Here is a 16,934-nt window from a genome sequence, read left to right on the forward strand (position 1 = left end):
CTAGCGCTCGCCTGACACGATGGAAGCCGCACGTTCGTAGTGCCGGCCGAGAGAGGACCGCGAGATGGCGAATCCGTTCGCTAAGGGCTGGAATTACCTGATGGCGCTGTTCGGCGCCAAGATCGACGAGCACGCCGATCCCAAGGTGCAGATCCAGCAGGCGATCGAGGATGCCCAGCGCCAGCACCAGGCGCTGGTGCAGCAGGCCGCGGCCGTGATCGGCAACCAACGGCAGCTCGAGATGCGGCTCTCCCGGCAGATGGGTGAGGTCGAGAAGCTGCAGGGCTCCGCCCGGCAGGCGCTCGTGCTCGCCGACAAGGCGCGCGCCGAGGGCAACGAGGCGAAGGCCGTCGAGTATGAGCAGACCGCCCAGATCTTCGCGACCCAGCTGGTCGCGGCCGAGCAGGGCATGGAAGACCTCAAGACGCTGCACGACCAGTCGCTCAACGCGGCCGCCCAGGCGCGCAAGGCGGTCGAGAGCAACGCGATGCTGCTGCAGCAGAAGCTCGCCGAGCGCACCAAGCTGCTCAGCCAGCTGGAGCAGGCGAAGATGCAGGAGACCGTCGCCAAGTCCCTCGAGTCGATGAGCGGCCTCGCCGCGCCCGGCAACACGCCGTCGCTGGACGAGGTGCGGGAGAAGATCGAGCGGCGGTATGCCAACGCGATGGGCCGCGCTGAGCTCGCCTCCAACTCCGTCGAGGGGCGCATGCTCGAGGTGCAGCGCACCACGCTCGACATGGCCGGCAGCTCCCGCCTCGAGCAGATCCGCGCCAGCATGGCCGGCGACCAGCTCGCCGCCGCGCCCGCGACGCCGGGCACGCCGCAGGCCGCCGCGTCGAGCGGGCCGAAGGACGCCAGCGTCGCCCGCCTCGACGAGATCCGGGCCGGGCTGAACAAGGACAAGCAGGCGGGGGACGCCGCCAGCGCGAGCTGACGTATTCGACAGTGGGGGAGAGCGGGTCATGGCGTCGGAGCGGACGAAGCACCTGAAGCGACTGCGGCGGCTGCACCGCTCCGCCCGCGGCTGGTCGGTGCGGGCCGGCCTGCTGACCGGCGCCACGGCGGTCCTCGTGCCGTACAGCGGCCTCGGACTGCCCGACGCCTTCTGGGCGGCCGGGGCCGGTGGCTCCATCGCCATAGCGATCTGGCGGTGGATCGACCTGCGGGCCTTCCGGGCCCTGCCCGTCCCGCCCGAGCCCGACCCGGCCGTCATCGGCGCCCAGGCGAAGGAGAAGCTCGTCGGCATCGTCGCCCGCATGCCCGCCGGTCGCACCGCGATCGCCGAGTTCGGGCGGCAGCGGGAGTCGTTCAAGCTGCGCGGCCTCACCGTCGCCGAGCCGTGGCGGCGCCTGGACCGGGCCTCGGCCATGCTGCACGGCCTGATCGGGCGGCTCGGGCCGCACGCCGAGGCCGCCGTGCTCGACGCGACCGTCGCCGAGCAGTCCCTGCGCGACCTCGCGCAGCGCACCGCCTCCGTCGAGCGGGCCATCGGGCTCGGCCCGGCCGGCGAGTCGCTGCGCCCCGCGCACGCGGTCCTCGCCGCGCAGCTGGAGCAGGGCGTGGCGGCGTATGAGCAGTTCGTCACCGCGGCGGCGGGTTGCGTCGCGGAGGACAGCGCCACGATCGGCAACCTCGCCGACGCCACCGCCTTCCTGAAGGGGGTCGCGGAGGCGCTGTCGGACCTGCGCACCACGAACCCGCGGCCGACCCCGGCCTGACCCTTGCCGGCTCGGCCGGGAGGCGTTCGCCCGCCGGTGCCGTTCGGCGTTCGCGCTTGTACGCGTGGCGACGCCTCCACGTGGGGCGCCGCCGGCCCGCGGGGTGGGCCGTTCGTCCGCGCTGCTTCGCCGGGCGGGCGGGCGCTCGCCGGGGCGGGGCGCTTACTCGTTGGGCAGCAGGTAGCGCCAGCTGGCGCGGACGATGTCGCCGGCCGCGGTCCGGTACGCCGGCCACGCGCCGCGCTGGTCCAGGTCGCGGGTCAGCGTCCGCACGACCGCCCGGGCGGCGTCACCCGACAGGTCCGCCCGGCGCAACGCCCCCCGGTCCGGCTCCGGCAGCGCGACGTCCACCGGCCACGTGCCCACCGTCGCGGGCTCGCCGTCGACCGGCATCGCCACCAGCCGGACCCGGTCCGCCAGGTACGGCTGGGCCGTCGCCGACACCGTCTTGTGCACCGCGGCGAGGCGGTCACGGGCGTCGTAGAACACGTCGGCGTACACGTGCTCGGCCTTGAACTCGTCGAGCCCCTCGGCGGTGAACGTGAGCATCCCCGCCGGCGACCACACCGAAATCTTCGTCACCGGCGCGCCGGCGACCGGCGAGGGCACGGTGCGCTGCTTCTGCACGTCGCTGGAGCGCAGGTCGTCGAGCAGCCCGTCGGTGAGGCTCCGCAGCTCGTCGGCGTCGAGGCGGGACCGGTAGGCCGCGTCGGCGATCGCGTCGCCGTCACCGAACACGACGAGGCGCGGCGGGCGCAGCGCGAGCATCGCCGTGCCGACCAGCCCGCCGGTCAGCTCCCAGACGGCCAGCGGCGTGCCGTCGGGCGGTCGCAGCGTCGGGGCGCTGGTCGGGGCGGCGAGCGGGGTCCCTTCGCAACCGCCGAGCGCGGACGCCAGGAGCGCCGCCGAGCCGACGAACAGGCCCCGCCGGCTCAGCCGGTGATCCACCGGTACAACACCACACCCAGCGTCACGCCCAAGACCCTACCGCGTGCCCGCAATGATCAGTGCGCGGGCGTAAACCTCACGACACCCGGCTCCAGAGCGCGGGTGTCGCGGCCGGTGGCCAGTCCGCCTGCGACGTGTGGGCCTGCCTGCACACATAGCCGCCGCCCTGGTACGTGACCCGCGCGCCGACGGGGTACGCGACCCCGACGGCCCACGCCGGCGTCGTGTCGACCCTGGCGGAGGCGCTGGTGGAGGCGCCGGCCGGAACCCTGGCGGAGGCGGACGGCTTTGCGGCCGGCGGCGAGATGGCAGTGGTCGGGGGAAGCGTCGTGGTGGGCTTTGCCGGCGTCGCGGTGATACCGGCGGCAGTGGCCCCCGGTGCCGGATCGGACACGGTGGGTGACGGTGGCGCCGGGGTGGCGTCGGCCGGGCCGCCGAAGCCGGTCGGTGCCGGCGGCAGGCACGCGGCGCCGACGCCCGCGGAGTTGTAGCAGCGCCGGTCCTCGCCCGCGCCGGTCACCGAGCCGCCGCCACCCATCCGCGCGACCGTGACGGCACCCAGCGTGAACGCGATCAGCGCCGTCGTGCCCCACAGCAGCGTCCGGTCCGTGCGCCCCAGCCGGTGTACCCCTTGCACGTCCGCTCTCCCTTGCCTGACCAGCGGGATCGCAGCCTACGGGCCGGGTGGCGGCGCGACAACCGGCTGGCAGTGCGGACACCAGTAGGTGATCCGTTCGTAGTCGCCGCCGGTCCAGCGTTCGACCTTCGTGCCGCAGCGGCGGCAGGGCCGGCCGGCCCGCTCGAACACCCAGTTCGTCTCGCCCCGGCGCAGCGACCCGGTCGTCGTCTGCGTCCAGCGGCCCCGGTTGGAGTTGAGCAGCCGGTGCGCGAGCTCCACCATCGCGGCCAGGTCCGGCACCGCGCCCGTCGCGGTCCACGGGTTGACCCCGCGCAGGAACAGCACCTCGGCCTTGTACAGGTTCCCGATGCCGGCGAGGTTGCGCTGGTCGAGCAGGGCGTCGGCGATGGGCCGGTCGGGCGTCGCGGCGAGCCGGGACACGGCCTCGGCGGGGTCCCAGCCGTCGCCCATGAGGTCCGGCCCGAGGTGCCCGATCAGCCGGTGCTCCTCCGCGGTCGGCACGATCGCCAGCTCGTGCAGGTGGAAGCCGACGGCGACGGCCTTCGGGGCGTGCAGCGCGACCCGGACCAGGTGCGCGGGGCGTCCGGTCCACCGCTCGCCGGGCCGGTACGTGCGCCACGCCCCGTCCATCCGTAGATGCGAATGCAGCGTCATCGCCCGGACCGGCTCGCCGTCGCTGGTGAGGCGCAGCAGCAGGTGCTTGCCGTAGCTGGCGGACTCGGCCACCAGCCAGCCGGACAGGTCGGCGGTGGCGAGCTTCGGCACGCGGAAGTCGCTGCGGGTGAGGACCTGGCCCTCGATCGCGGTGGCGAGCACGCGGGCGGTGTTCCAGACGGTGTCGCCTTCGGGCACCACCCCATCTTGCCCGCTCCGCCGGCCGCTGAACCGCCGCCGCCGGCCCGCCGCGAGGGCCGTGTCGCGTGGTTCAGGGCAGCAGCGGCGCCACCTCGGCGGCGATCAGCTCCAGGTGATCCAGGTCCCGCAGGTCGAGCAGCTGCAGGAACGCCCGTGACGCGCCGGCCTTCACGAAGTCGGCCAGCTGCTCCGCCACCTGCGCCGGGGTGCCGTACAGCTGCCCGCCCGCCGCCGACGGCCCGTTCGGGTCGAGCCCCACCGCCTCCGCCCGCCGCCGTACCTCGGCGTCGTCCACGCCACACACGATCGTCTGCGCGAACGAGAACACGATCGGCGCCCGCCCGTCGCGCCCCTCCGCCTCGATCGCGGCCACCACGCGGTCATAGGACGCCGAGGTCTGCGCCAGCGAGGAGAACGGCACGTTGAACTCGTCGGCGAACCGCGCCGCGAGCCGCGGCGTCCGCCTCGGCCCCGTGCCCCCGACGATCACCGGCGGCCCGGGCTGCTGCACCGGCTTCGGCAGCGCCGGTGAGTCGGTGAGGTCGTAGTGGCGGCCCTGGTAGCTGAACGTGGCGCCGGCCGGCGTCGACCACAGCCCGGTCAGGATCTCCAGCTGCTCCTCCAGCCGGGCGAACCGCTCGGCGACCGGAGGGAACGGGATCCCGTACGCGAGGTGCTCCTGCTCGTGCCAGCCGGTGCCGAGCCCCAGCTCGACCCGGCCGCCGCTCATCTGGTCGACCTGCGCGACCGCGACCGCGAGCGGCCCCGGCAGGCGGAACGTCGCCGAGGACACCAGCGTGCCGAGCCGGATCGTGGACGTCTCCCGGGCGAGCGCGCCGAGCGTCACCCACGAGTCGGTCGGCCCCGGCGCCCCGCCACGCGCGGCCGTGTAGTGGTCGGAGCGGAAGAAACCCTCGAAGCCGAGCCGCTCGGCCCGCTGCGCGACGGCGAGCTGGTCGTCGTACGTGGCACCCAGCTGGGGTTCGATGAACACGCAGAGCCGCATGGACCCGACACTATCCTGATGGACCAGCGCTGGATCTCCTTCACCACCGACTACGGGCTCGACGACGGGTTCGTGGCCGCCTGCCACGGCGTCATCGCCCGCCTGGCCCCCGAGGCGCGGGTGATCGACGTGACCCACCTCGTGCCGCCCGGCGACGTCCGCCGCGGCGCGCACGTGCTCGCCCAGACGGTCCCGTCGCTGCCGCGCGGCGTCCACCTCGCCGTCGTCGACCCGGGCGTCGGCACGCAACGCCGGCCGATCGCGATCGAGGCGGCCGACGGCGGGTTCCTCGTCGGCCCCGACAACGGCCTGCTGGTCCCGGCGGCCGAGGCCCTCGGCGGGATCCGTCGGGCCGTACACCTCACCGACCGTGCCTGGTTCGCCCCGGTCGTCTCGCGCACCTTCCACGGCCGGGACATCTTCGCGCCGGTCGCCGCGCGCCTCGCCCTGGGTGCCGACCTGGCCTCCGCCGGGAGCGCGGTCGCGGATCCGGTACGACTGCCGCCGCCGCACCTGCGCCGGCTGCCCGACGGCGTGACGGCCGAGGTGCTCACCGTCGACCGCTTCGGCAACCTGCAGCTGGCCGCGCCGGCGGACACCGTGCCGGGGCCGGGCGCCGTGACCGTCGACGGCCGGGCGGCGACCGCCGGCGGCACGTTCGGCGACGCCGCCCCGGGCGGGCTCGTGGTGTTCACCGACTCGGCGGGGTACCTGGCCGTCGCGGTCAACGGTGGCAGCGCCGCGGCCCTGCTCGACACCCGCGCCGGGGACCTCGTGACCATCCGTGCCCGTCACGATGCCGGCGGTGTTCGGTACTGACGCAGGGTGATGCCGCGGCATATGATCCAAGCCGGACGGGGATGCCCAAGCGGATCACACGTGGCGGAGAGTGGACATGTCAGGCGCCGACTGGATGAAGCCCAAGCCCGACGAGACCCACGAGCCGGTCGACCTGCAGACGGACCGGCCGCACCCCGCCCGGGTCTACGACTATCTGCTGGGTGGCAAGGACAACTTCCCCGCCGACCGGGGCGCGGCCGAGGCCGGCCTGCGCGCCAACCCCAACAGCCGCATCCCCCCGAGGGAGAACCGGGCCTTCCTGCGCCGCGCCGTGGAGTACCTCGCCGCGGAGGCCGGCATCCGGCAGTTCCTCGACATCGGCACCGGCATCCCGACGTCACCCAACGTGCACGAGGTCGCCCAGTCGATCGCCCCCGACGCCCGCATCGTCTACGTCGACAACGACCCGATCGTCCTGGCCCACGCCCGTGCCCTGCTCACCAGCAAGCCCGAGGGCCGCACCGAGTACATCGACGCCGACCTGCGCGACGTGCGCCGCATCCTCGACTCCCCCCAGCTGCGCGACGCCATCGACTTCGACCAGCCGGTGGCGCTGCTGCTGATCGCGATCATGCACTTCGTAGGTGACGCCGACGAGCCGTACGCGGTCGTCCAGGAGCTCGTCGACGCCCTGCCGAAGGGCAGCTACCTCGCGCTGTCGCACCTGACCGGCGACTTCGACCCGGTCGCCTGGGAGCACGTCGCCGCGATCTACGCCCGCCAGGGCGTGACGATGCAGGTCCGCTCGCACGACGACATCGCCCGGTTCTTCACCGGCCTGGAGCTCGTCGAGCCCGGCCTGCCCGTGGTCACGAAGTGGCGCCCCGACGCGCAGGTGTCGCCCGACGTCACCGACACGCAGGTGTCCGTCTACGGGGGCGTCGCCAAGAAGGTCTGACCCTTCGCAGGCATGACCCGGCCCCCGCCGGGCAGTGCCGTGCGGTGCTGCCCAAGGCCCCGGCGATGGCGATGGTGCTGCTGCTCGTGACGGCGCTGCTCGTCCCGGTGACATGGCCCCGACCCGAGCAGACGGTGTGCACGACCGACCTGGTGCAGGCCAGGGCCGTCGCCGGGCTGGCCAACTTCTCGGCGTGGCTGCGCCGCAACAACGCCACCGGCTTCATCGGCGAGATCGGCTGGCCCGCCGACCGCGACGCGCACCGCTGGACCGGGGTCGCCGAGGCCTGGTACGACGCCGCCGACGCGGTCGGCCTGCCCGTCACGGCGTGGGCCGCCGGCACCTGGCCCGCGAACTACCCGATGGCCGTCTACCGCCCCGTCGCGCACGGCATGGACGTCGACGTCGCCGGCCCGCAGGCCAAGGTCGTCGAGCGCCACGGCAGCGCCGCCGGCTACCTGCGCGGCGTCAACCTGGCCGCGGGCTCCTTCGCCACCTCCGAGGTCAACGGCGGTTTCGGCAGCGCCAACCCCGGCCGGTACGGCCACGACTACACGTACGAGACCCCGCAGAGCTACGAGTTCCTCGCCGGTCGCGGCGTCAGGCTGGTCCGCCTCGCGGTCAACTGGGAACGCCTCCAACCGGTCCCGTTCGGCCCCCTGTCCTCCGCCGAGGTCACCCGCGTCCGCGCCGCCCTCGACCACGCCGGCGCCGCCGGCCTGCTCGTCGTGCTGGACCTGCACGGGTACGGCGACTTCGCCCTCGGCGGCGGCCAGCACCGGCAGACCCTGCTGCGCCTCGGCTCGCCCGGCCTGCCCACCACCGCCCTCGCCGACTTCTGGCGCCGCATGGCCCCCGCCGCCGACAGCCCCGCCGTCATCGGCCTGGGCCTGCTCAACGAACCGACCCGCCTCGCCGCCGACGGCCGCGCCGGCGCCCGGCTGTGGGAACGCGCCGCCCAGCAGTCCGTCGACGCGATCCGCGCCACCGGCGACCGGCGCGCCCTGCTGGTCAGCGGCTACGTCCCGATGGGCCCGCCGTCGTGGGGACTGATGCACCCTCGAGCCTGGGTCCAAGACCCGCTGCACCGCGTCGCGTACGAGTCCCACGCCTATTTCGACCACGACGGCAGCGGCCACTACTGGCGCACGTACGACGACGAGCTCCGCGACGTCACCTGGCCCCGCCCGGCGCTCTGCCAGCAGCTCACACCGATGAACCGCCAGGTCCTGCAGTGGTGACGCGCCCATCCCCACCACGGGCGTTTCCCGCCGTCCGTGGTCCAGCGGCGGCGGGCCCGACGTGCTGCAATGATGGCCATGCTCGACGTGCGCACCGCACTGCCCACCGACCTGCCCGCCGCCGTCGAGGTCTGGCAGGCGGCGAACACCGCGCGTGGCCTGCCGCCGAGCCCTGACCGCCTGGCCCGCATCCGCGAGAAGCTGACCGCTCCCGACGCCACGGTCCTCGTGGCCACGCTGCCCGGGACGCCCACACCCGCATCGGCCGCGCTTCCTTCTCCGCCGGACATACCCGCGGCTGGACGCGTGCCCGCGGCTGGGCCCGCACCTGCTCCGCTGCATGCACCCGCGCTCGCACCTGCGGCCAAACCCGCGCCGGCGCCGACGGCCGGACCCGCACCCGGACCGAGCCCGGCGGCCGGACCCGGCTCGGCGGCCGATCACACCCGGGTGGTCGGCATGGCACTGGTCGAGCCGGGCCGCGCCGACGACGGCGCCGGTGCGCCGGTCCCCGGCCACGGTCACGTGTCGATGGTGTTCGTCCACCCCTCCCACTGGTCGAACGGCTACGGCCGCCACCTGCTCCGAGCGGTCGACGCCCTCGGCTACACCCGCACGACGCTGTGGACCCGCCGCTCCAACGACCGCGCCCAACGCCTCTACGCCGCCGCCGGGTACACCCCGACCGGCCGCACCGCCCACCTCACCGACGGCGATGCGATCATCCAGCTCGAACGGCTCACCGACCCGTCCCCCGCCTGACCGCCGCCGCGTCCAGCCAGCGACGCCGATCCCGTTCAGCAGCGCCGACGGCCGGCGCGCCGGACGGTCAGTTGGGCCGATCCCGGTCGACGCCGCGCCCGGCCAGCGGCGCCCAGCCCATGCAGCAGCGCCAACGGCCAGCACCTCCGACGGCCGGCGCGCCGGACGGTCGGCGGGGCCGATCTCGGTCGACCGCCTCGCCCAGCCAGCGGCGCCGAGCCCAGTGACCAACGCAGGACGGTCGACACGCCAAGCGCGCCAGCGGCCCTGAGCGGTCAGCGGCGCCGCGTACGGTCAGCGGCGCCGCGTACGGTCAACGGCGCCGCGTACGGTCAACGGCGCCCTCCCAGGTCCAGCGCGGCATGCGGACGTCGGCGGGGACCTGGGAGCCCGGCGGCGAGTACTGCATGACGTCCGCCGCCGCCCAGGTCATGTAATCGCGCAGCGCGGCCCGGAACGCGGGGTCGGCGGGCAGTCCCGCGTCGTCGCAGGCGAGCACGAAGCACCGCACGAACCGCTCGCCGAGGTCGTCGTCGGCGCCCTGCCGGGCGTGCAGGTCGAGCATGCCGAAGTGGGTGCCGGCCGCCTGCGAGTACGCGGGCGGCCCGCCGAACACCTCGGCCAGGTACCACCCGAGCCGCTCGACGTGCTGGGGATGCTGCCCCGGATGTGAGAACGGATGGTTGAGCACCGGATCGGCGAGGCACCGCTCGTGCAGCGCGGCCGCCAGCGCCTGGAAGGCCGGTGCGCCACCGGCGTACTCGAACAGCGACACCCGTTCCGCACCTGCGGGCTCGGCCACTGTGCCGCCCTCCTCCCGTGATCGTCGTCCGGCTCCGTCGGGCGTCGCGCGAAGCGCGAGGCGGAGCCCTTTGCAGTTCGCCGGCGGCCCGTCCTCACGGGCGCCGTCCTTTCGCCGGCGGCCCGTCCTCACGGGCGCCGTCCTTCAGCTGCGCAGGCGCAGGCCTTTCGGGGTGGTCCGGAAACCGGCCGCGGACAAGGCGTCGCCGAGTGGCGAGGCGTGGATGGACTCGCCGTCGGCGCGCTCGACTGACATCGCGCCGAGCGCCCCGCCGTGGACCGCGTCGGCCAGGGCCTTCGCGGCGAGCGCGAGCAGGTCGGTGTCCTCGACGTAGGACAGCAGGGTCCGGCCGCCGCGCTCGACATAGATGACCAGGTCGCCGCCGACGGTGACGACGAGCGCGCCCGCCTTGCGGCCCGGGCGATGGCCCGAGCGCTCGCCGTCGCCGGCGTCGACGACCCGCTCCGGCCAGGGCAGCGCCGCACCATACGGGTTGGCCGGATCGGTCGCGGCGAGCACGAGCGCGTCCCGGCCGTCGGTGCCGCCCCGGAGCCGGTCGACGGCCCCCGGCAGTGCGAACTGCGCGGCGCCCAGCCCTTCGACGAAATAGCCGCGCCGTGCGGCGCCGCGCTCCTCCATGGCGGCGAGCACCGGATACACCCCGGCGAACGCCCCCGGCAGGTCCTCGGCCATCACCGCCCCGCGCGTGACGATCCCGTGCCGGTCGAGGAGCAGCTCCGCGTTGGCCGTGGCCCGGCGGGTCGGGTCGAGGTCCCGGTCCGGCAGCAGGTGCCAGCGCCCCGCGCCGGTCGTCGGCCCGGACCGCGCCGACGCGAGGGACGCGCGCGCCGCCGCGATCCCGGCACGCCGGTATCGCGACCGGGGCGCCGGCTTGGCCCGGTGCGCGCCTCCGCCGCCGCTGAGCTTCGCCCGCAGCGGGCCGAGGGTGTCGTTGGAGACCAGCCCCGCCCACACCAGGTCCCACACGGCGTCGATGAGCTCCGCCTCGCCGACGAAGGCGGGCCGTCCACCGGGAGGTGTGCCGCTGATCGACCCGTCACCCGGGTCAAACAGGTCGACGGCGGCGGGCGGCGACACGGCGAGGATCTCGTTGACCCGCTCCGCCAGGGTGCGCAGGAACAGGGCCTGCCCGCCGGCGAGGGCGGAGAGGACCGCCGCGTGCACCGGCCCGCCCACGTCGGACGGGGGTGGCAGGAGCAGCGGGGCGGTGTCGGCGAAGGCGAGACTGATCCACCCGTCGTGCTCGCCGATGGCGCCCCCGCCGGACCAGAGCAGGTCACCGGAGGCGCACAGCTCGTCGAGATAGGCGGGGGTGTAGTCGGCGACGCGGGCGGGCAGGATCAGCCGCTCCAGGGCGGACGCCGGCATGGCGATGCCCTGCAGCTGCTCGACGGCGGCGGCGACCGCCTCGATGCCCCGAGCCCGGGACGAGCCGACCTGATGCCACTGCGGCAGGAACCGGGCCAGGGCGCGCGGCGGCACCGGCTCGATCTCGCGGCGCAGCGCCGCCAGGGAACGGCGGCGCAGCAGCCGCAGGATCTCCGCGTCGCACCACTCGGTGCCGGCGCCGCCGGGGGTGAACTCGCCGGACACCATCGACGGCAGCCGGCGCAGGGCCTGCTCGAGGACGAAGACGCCGAGACCGAAGCGGGCGGCGCTGGTGGCCGCGCTGAACGGGGCGTGGGTGCGCCCATACCGGGTGACGAGGTCGCCGAGCGGGTCCGCGACCGGCTCCAGGTATGCGGTGGGCAGGCCCACGGGCAGCGCCACGCCGAGGGCGTCGCGGTAGCGGGCGGCGTCCTCGACCGCGATCCAGCGCGCCTCGCCGGCCACGCGGACCTGGATGGCGCGGCGCTGGGCGGCGAGCTCGGCGGCCCACGCGGGGTCGGCGCCGCGGGCGGTGAGCTCGGCGTCGGACAGGTCGCCCAGGACGCGCAGCATCTCGGCGACGTCCTCGGCGTCGCGCGGGGTGCGCTGGTCACCGAGCCACTGCAGGGTCCGCTCGGTCTCGGTGACGACCTCGGGGTCGAGCAGCTCCCGCAGCTCGACCCGGCCGAGCAGCTCGGCCAGCAGCGTCGGGTCGAGGGCGAGGGCGGCGGCCCGGCGCTCGGCGAGCGGCGAATCGCCCTCATACAGGAACGCGCCGACATAGCCGAACAGCAGCGACCGCGCGAACGGTGACGGCCGTGGCGTCTCGACCTCGACGAGGCGCAGCTTGCGGCCGGCGATGTCGCGCATGACCCCGACGAGCCCCGCGACGTCGAACACGTCCTGCAGGCACTCGCGGGCGGCCTCGAGCGTGATCGGGAAGTCGGCGTAGTCCCGGGCGACGTCGAGCAGCTGGGCGGAGCGCTGCCGCTGCTGCCACAGCGGCTGGCGGCGGCGCGGGTCGCGGCGCGGCAGGAGCAGCGCGCGGGCGGCGCACTCGCGGAACCGCGCGGCGAACATCGCCGACGTGCCGACGGTCTCCTCGACGATGCCGGCGATCTCGTCGGGGTCGAACGCGACGAGGTCGGCGCCCGGCGGGTCGTCGGCGACGTCGGGCAGGCGGACCACGATGCCGTCGTCGCTGGGCATGACCTGGGCGTCGACGCCATACCGCTCGTTGAGCCGGCGGGCGATCGCGAGCGCCCACGGCGCGTTGACGCGGGCGCCGAGGACACAGTGGACGGTCATCCGCCAGTCGCCGAGCTCGTCGCGGAACCGCTCGACCAGCACGGTGCGGTCGTCGGGGAGGTGGCGGGTCGCCTCGCGCTGCTCGCGCAGATAGGCCAGCAGGTTGTCGGCGGCCCACTCGTCGAGCCCGCCGCCGCGCAGCTGCGCGTGGGCGGCCTCGTCGCCGGCCTTCACGAAACCGCGCAGCCGGGCGCCGATGGCGCGGCCCAGCTCGACCGGCCGGCCGGGGGAGTCGCCCTTCCAGAACGGCATCTTCGCGGCGGCGCCCGGGGCGGGGGAGACCAGCACCCGGTCGGGGGTGATGTCCTCGATGCGCCACGAGGTCGAGCCGAGCAGGAAGACGTCGCCGACGCGTGACTCGTAGACCATCTCCTCGTCGAGCTCGCCGACGCGGGCGGCCTTCTCGGCGCCGGCCAGGAACACGCCGAAGAGCCCGCGGTCGGGGATGGTGCCGCCGCTGGTGACGGCGAGGCGCTGGGCGCCGGGCCGGGCGGTGAGCACGCCGTCGGTGCGGTCCCACACGACCCGCGGCCGCAGCTCGGCGAACGCGGTCGACGGATAGCGACCGGCGAGCATGTCCAGCACCGCGAACAGCGCCGACTCGGGCAGGTCGGCGAAGACCGCGGTGCGGCGGACCAGGGCCGCCAGCTCGTCGACGTGCCACGGCTCCATGGCGACCATCGCGATGATCTGCTGGGCGAGGACGTCCAGCGGGTTGCGCGGATAGCGCAGCTCCTCGATGCCGCCCTCGACCATCCGCTCGGCGACCACGGCGCACGAGACGAGGTCGCCGCGGTGCTTCGGGAACACCACGCCCCGGGAGACCGCGCCGACCTGGTGCCCGGCGCGCCCGACCCGCTGCAGGCCCGCCGCGACGCTCGGCGGCGCCTCGATCTGCACGACGAGGTCGACGGAGCCCATGTCGATGCCCAGCTCCAGGCTGGAGGTGGCGACGACGGCCGGCAGCTGGCCCGACTTGAGCGCCTCCTCGATGTGTTTGCGCTCCTCGCGGGAGACGCTGCCGTGGTGGGCGCGGGCCACGACGGGCGCCGCGCCGTTGGCGGTGCCGGCCTGCGCCATCATCTCCGCCGGTGTGCGCGGCGCGGTGGGCGTGGGGATGCCGGCGCGGGCGGCGGCCAGCTCGTTGATCCTGGCGCAGAGCCGCTCGGCGCCGCGGCGGGAGTTGGTGAACACGATCGTGGAGCGGTGTCCCTCGATCAGGTCGAGCACCCGCTCCTCCACGGCGGGCCAGATCGACGCCTGCCGGGGCGCGCCGTCGTCGTCCTGCGCGGGGTCGCTCTCGCCGAGGGCCGTCATGTCCTCGACGGGCACCTGCACCTCGACCTCGATGGTCTTGGCGGTGGGCGGCTGCACGACCTCGACCGGCGCGGACCCGCCGAGGAACCGGGCGGTCTCGTCGATCGGGCGGACGGTCGCGGACAGCCCGACCCGCTGCGCGGGGCGCTCCAGCAGGGCGTCGAGCCGCTCCAGGGACAGCGCCAGGTGCGCGCCGCGCTTCGTCGCGCAGACCGCGTGGACCTCGTCGACGATCACCGTCTCGACGCTGCGCAGCGACTCCCGGGCCTGCGAGGTGAGCAGCAGGAAGAGCGACTCTGGCGTGGTGATCAGGATGTCGGGTGGGGTCTTGGTGAACGCGCGCCGCTCGTCGGCGGGGGTGTCGCCGGTGCGCATGCCGACCCTGATGTCGGGCGGCTCCTGGCCGAGCCGCGCGGCCGCCTGCCTGATCCCGGCCAGGGGGGCCCGCAGGTTGCGCTCCACGTCGACGGCGAGCGCCTTCAGCGGGCTGACATACAGCACCCGGCAGCGCTTCGCGGCCTCCACGTCGGGGCGGGCGGCGAGCTGGTCGAGCGACCAGAGGAACGCGGCGAGGGTCTTGCCGGATCCGGTCGGCGCCACCACGAGGGCGTGCCGCCCGGCGCTGATCGCCCGCCAGGCACCGGCCTGTGCGGCGGTCGGCGCCGCGAACGCCGCACCGAACCACTCCCGCGTCGCCGCCCGGAACCGACCCAGCTCATCCATGCCTCCATCCTGCCCCCGGGGTACGACACTTTTCCCGGACAGGCCGACCCCGTCGATCGGATTAGTCCGATTTGTACGAAAGGAGGAGTTTGGCTAGAGTATGCCAATCCCCAAGCACAGGAGCAGCCGGTGGCAGCACAGCGCACGATCGCCCAGCGGGCGATCCGCCAGGAATCGGACGTGCTGCTGCGCCAGCTGGACGCCTACCTCGCCGCGCTGCGGACCGGTCGCGGGACCGTCGACGTCGCGCACGCCGAGCGGATGGCCGCCGCACTGCGCCAGCTCATCGCCGACACGGCCAGGTCGAGCGCGGTCGACCGGGCCCGCGTCCGGGCCGCCGTGCACTACTTCGTCTACCGCGGCGCGACCGGCGACGGCCCGGCCCGCCCCGGCGGCGCCCGGCTGGCGCTGCTGACCGGCGGCCGCGCACCCGCCGAACGCCGCCGCCAGGGCGACGACGACCGGGTCGTCAACGACCTGCTCCGCGAACTGGGCCGGGCGGACCTGATCGTGGAGCACTGAGGACTTGCCTGGCCGGGCAGCGAAGAGGGTCCCCCATGAACCAGTGGGGGACCCTCCATGCGTTGCGGACCGCTAGGACAGGCTCGCCGTCGCCAGCTTGACGCTGAACGCCAGGAACAGCCCGCCGACCGTGGTGCTCAACCCGGCCGCCAGCCCGCGCCGCGCGCGGAACTGCTCCGCCAGGCGCCGCCCGGCGAAGATCAGCACCGTCAGGTACACCGCGCTGAGCACCTCCGCCACGATGCCGAGCAGCAGGAAGCTCACCGCCGGATACGGGTAGTCCGGGTCGACGAACTGGATGAAGAACGACACGAAGAACAGGATCGCCTTCGGGTTGAGCAGGCTGATCGTCAGCGCCCGCCGGAACGGCCGGTCCGCCGGCGGCTCCGGCCGCGGTGCCGACGCCGGTGCCCGCAGCCGGCGCACCGTGTCGACCACCAGCCGGACGCCGATATAGGCCAGATAGCCGGCGCCGGCGTACTTCACCAGCACGAACAGCCACGGGTACGTGTGCAGCAGCGACGCCACGCCGCCGGCCGACAGCGTCATGAGCACCGCGTCGCCGAGCCACACCCCGGCGGCGCCCCGATACCCGTCCCGCACGCCGCGGCGGACCGCGACGGACAGCACGTACAGCGAGTTGGGCCCGGGCAGCAGCACGATGGCGGCGGTGCCGAGCACGTAGGTCCACGGGTTGGTCACGCCGAGCATCAGCGCGCACCGGCTTGCAGCGCGGCGGTCAGCCGGTCCCGCGCCGCGGGCCATTCGCCGGCGAGCATCGAGAAGCAGACCGTGTCGCGCCAGCTGCCGTCGGGGCGCTGCCGGTGTGCGCGCAGCACCCCCTCCCGCTCGGCGCCGAGCCGGGCGATGGCCTGCTGGGAGCGCTCGTTGCGGATGTCGGTGTGCCACTCGAGCCGGACCGCGCCGAGCGTGTCGAACGCGTGCGCCATCAGCAGCAGCTTCGACTCGGTGTTGATCGCGGTGCGCCAGTGCGGCCGCCCCAGCATCGTGTGCCCGATCGCGATCGAGCGCCGGGCCTCGTCGATCGCGTAGTAGGAGGTGCTGCCGAGGATCTCGCCCGTGTCCGGGTCCCGCTGCACGAACGGGGTCCGCCCCGGATCCTTGAGCGCCGCGTCGATGATCGACGACATCTGCGCGACCGAGCCGGGGCGGGCGACGGTGAGATGGGTCCAGACCTCCGCGTCGTCGAGCGCGGCGAACAGCCCCGGCGCGTGCGCCTGGTCCAGCGGCTCGATGAGCACGTGCCGCCCCCGCAGCGTGGGCGCGCCGTGCCAGCCGGTCGCGGCCGGGCGCAGGTACGCCGGAACGGGGACCCGCACGTCCGGCGCCGGCTCGGGCGTCCCGGCGACGAGCTTCAGCGGTACGACACCTGCCCAATGCGGCAGGTCGAGGTCGGGCGCGTCGTCGGACACGCCGCCGGTGCGGACCTTGGCCGAGACCTCCCGCAACGGCAGGGCCAGCACGGCGGTCTGCGCCAGCTCCTTCGCGTTGGGCGGCCGGCTGTCGGCGGCGCGGCCGGGCGCGACCTTGTCGACCAGCGCCGCGAACGCCGTGTCCCGCTCCCGCGGGTCCGTGACCAGGCGGGCGGTGCCGTGCGCGACGACCGAGCGGTAGTTGGCGCTGTGGTGGAACTGCGAGCGGGCCAGCACCAGGCCGTCCAGCAGTGTCACCGTCACGCAGACCGGCAGGCCGCCGTCACGGGCCGCGAGCAGCGGCCGGCTGCCGGTCGATCCGTGCAGGTAGATCGTGTCGCCGACGCGCGCGTGCAGGGTCGGCAGCACGCGTGGCTCGCCGTCGACGACGAATCCGAGGTGGCAGACGTAGGCCTCGTCGAGGACGGCGTGCACCACGTCGGCGTCATACGACGCGCGCTCGCCCAGCCGTCTGGGGGTCGTCCGTGCCGTCTTCGGATATGTCTCCACCATGACCTCGTTTGTTCTAGTA

General features: G+C 74.7%; 15 protein-coding genes. 7 read left to right on the forward strand and 8 right to left on the reverse strand.

Annotated features, from left to right (window positions below; all coding sequences use genetic code 11):
- The first annotated feature begins 64 nt into the window (after positions 1-64).
- Positions 65-934 carry a PspA/IM30 family protein gene (locus OP18_RS06965; RefSeq protein WP_033357897.1) on the forward strand — a complete coding sequence of 290 codons (870 nt, stop codon included), beginning with the start codon at positions 65-67 and terminating at the stop codon, positions 932-934.
- Between the two features lie 28 nt (positions 935-962).
- Positions 963-1,718: a phage shock envelope stress response protein PspM gene (gene pspM / locus OP18_RS06970; RefSeq protein ID WP_033357898.1), complete on the forward strand. Its 756-nt coding sequence runs from the start codon at positions 963-965 to the stop codon at positions 1,716-1,718.
- A 162-nt stretch (positions 1,719-1,880) separates the two neighbouring features.
- Here pspM and OP18_RS06975 read toward each other — a convergent pair whose 3' ends face one another.
- From OP18_RS06975 to OP18_RS06990, 4 genes are all read right to left on the reverse strand, one after another.
- Positions 1,881-2,666 (reverse strand): hypothetical protein, encoded by a 786-nt coding sequence (locus OP18_RS06975; RefSeq protein WP_033357899.1) that lies wholly within the window; start codon positions 2,664-2,666, stop codon positions 1,881-1,883.
- A gap of 76 nt (positions 2,667-2,742) precedes the next feature.
- Positions 2,743-3,303, reverse strand: a complete 561-nt coding sequence (locus OP18_RS58560) for a carbohydrate-binding protein (protein ID WP_033357900.1) — start codon at positions 3,301-3,303, stop codon at positions 2,743-2,745.
- Positions 3,304-3,339: 36 nt separating this feature from the next.
- Positions 3,340-4,158 carry a DNA-formamidopyrimidine glycosylase family protein gene (locus OP18_RS06985; protein ID WP_033358060.1) on the reverse strand — a complete coding sequence of 273 codons (819 nt, stop codon included), beginning with the start codon at positions 4,156-4,158 and terminating at the stop codon, positions 3,340-3,342.
- A gap of 73 nt (positions 4,159-4,231) precedes the next feature.
- Entirely contained in the window at positions 4,232-5,167 is a 936-nt protein-coding gene (locus OP18_RS06990) for an LLM class F420-dependent oxidoreductase (RefSeq protein ID WP_033357901.1), read from the reverse strand.
- A gap of 18 nt (positions 5,168-5,185) precedes the next feature.
- Here OP18_RS06990 and OP18_RS06995 point away from each other — a divergent pair, with 18 nt between their 5' ends.
- From OP18_RS06995 to OP18_RS52100, 4 genes are all read left to right on the forward strand, one after another.
- Complete coding sequence (locus OP18_RS06995; protein ID WP_033357902.1) at positions 5,186-5,986, forward strand: SAM hydrolase/SAM-dependent halogenase family protein; 801 nt, start codon at positions 5,186-5,188, stop codon at positions 5,984-5,986.
- 76 nt (positions 5,987-6,062) lie between these two features.
- Entirely contained in the window at positions 6,063-6,905 is an 843-nt protein-coding gene (locus OP18_RS07000) for an SAM-dependent methyltransferase (protein WP_052386321.1), read from the forward strand.
- A gap of 44 nt (positions 6,906-6,949) precedes the next feature.
- Positions 6,950-8,146, forward strand: a complete 1,197-nt coding sequence (locus tag OP18_RS07005; protein WP_033357903.1) for a glycoside hydrolase family 5 protein — start codon at positions 6,950-6,952, stop codon at positions 8,144-8,146.
- A 78-nt stretch (positions 8,147-8,224) separates the two neighbouring features.
- A complete protein-coding gene (locus OP18_RS52100; protein WP_052386322.1) occupies positions 8,225-8,908 on the forward strand; it encodes a GNAT family N-acetyltransferase in 684 nt (227 codons plus the stop codon).
- 313 nt (positions 8,909-9,221) lie between these two features.
- On the opposite strand, the gene OP18_RS07015 is transcribed toward OP18_RS52100, so the two are convergent.
- Together OP18_RS07015 and OP18_RS07020 are read right to left on the reverse strand one after the other, a co-directional pair.
- Entirely contained in the window at positions 9,222-9,683 is a 462-nt protein-coding gene (locus tag OP18_RS07015) for a globin domain-containing protein (protein ID WP_156089347.1), read from the reverse strand.
- A 171-nt stretch (positions 9,684-9,854) separates the two neighbouring features.
- Entirely contained in the window at positions 9,855-14,447 is a 4,593-nt protein-coding gene (locus OP18_RS07020) for an ATP-dependent helicase (RefSeq protein WP_033357905.1), read from the reverse strand.
- A gap of 129 nt (positions 14,448-14,576) precedes the next feature.
- Here OP18_RS07020 and OP18_RS52105 point away from each other — a divergent pair, with 129 nt between their 5' ends.
- Complete coding sequence (locus OP18_RS52105; RefSeq protein WP_052386323.1) at positions 14,577-14,969, forward strand: hypothetical protein; 393 nt, start codon at positions 14,577-14,579, stop codon at positions 14,967-14,969.
- Positions 14,970-15,041: 72 nt separating this feature from the next.
- Here the strand turns inward: OP18_RS52105 and leuE are convergent, their stop codons facing one another.
- Entirely contained in the window at positions 15,042-15,680 is a 639-nt protein-coding gene (gene leuE, locus OP18_RS07030; RefSeq protein WP_033358064.1) for a leucine efflux protein LeuE, read from the reverse strand.
- On the reverse strand, positions 15,680-16,915 hold the full coding sequence (locus OP18_RS07035) for a bifunctional pyridoxamine 5'-phosphate oxidase family protein/GNAT family N-acetyltransferase (protein WP_033357906.1): 1,236 nt from the start codon (positions 16,913-16,915) through the stop codon (positions 15,680-15,682). Before OP18_RS07035 ends, leuE begins: the two co-directional genes overlap by 1 nt.
- Between the last annotated feature and the right edge of the window lie 19 nt (positions 16,916-16,934).

The organism is Dactylosporangium aurantiacum (genome assembly GCF_000716715.1).
In the GTDB taxonomy this organism is placed as follows: Bacteria; Actinomycetota; Actinomycetes; order Mycobacteriales; family Micromonosporaceae; genus Dactylosporangium; species Dactylosporangium aurantiacum.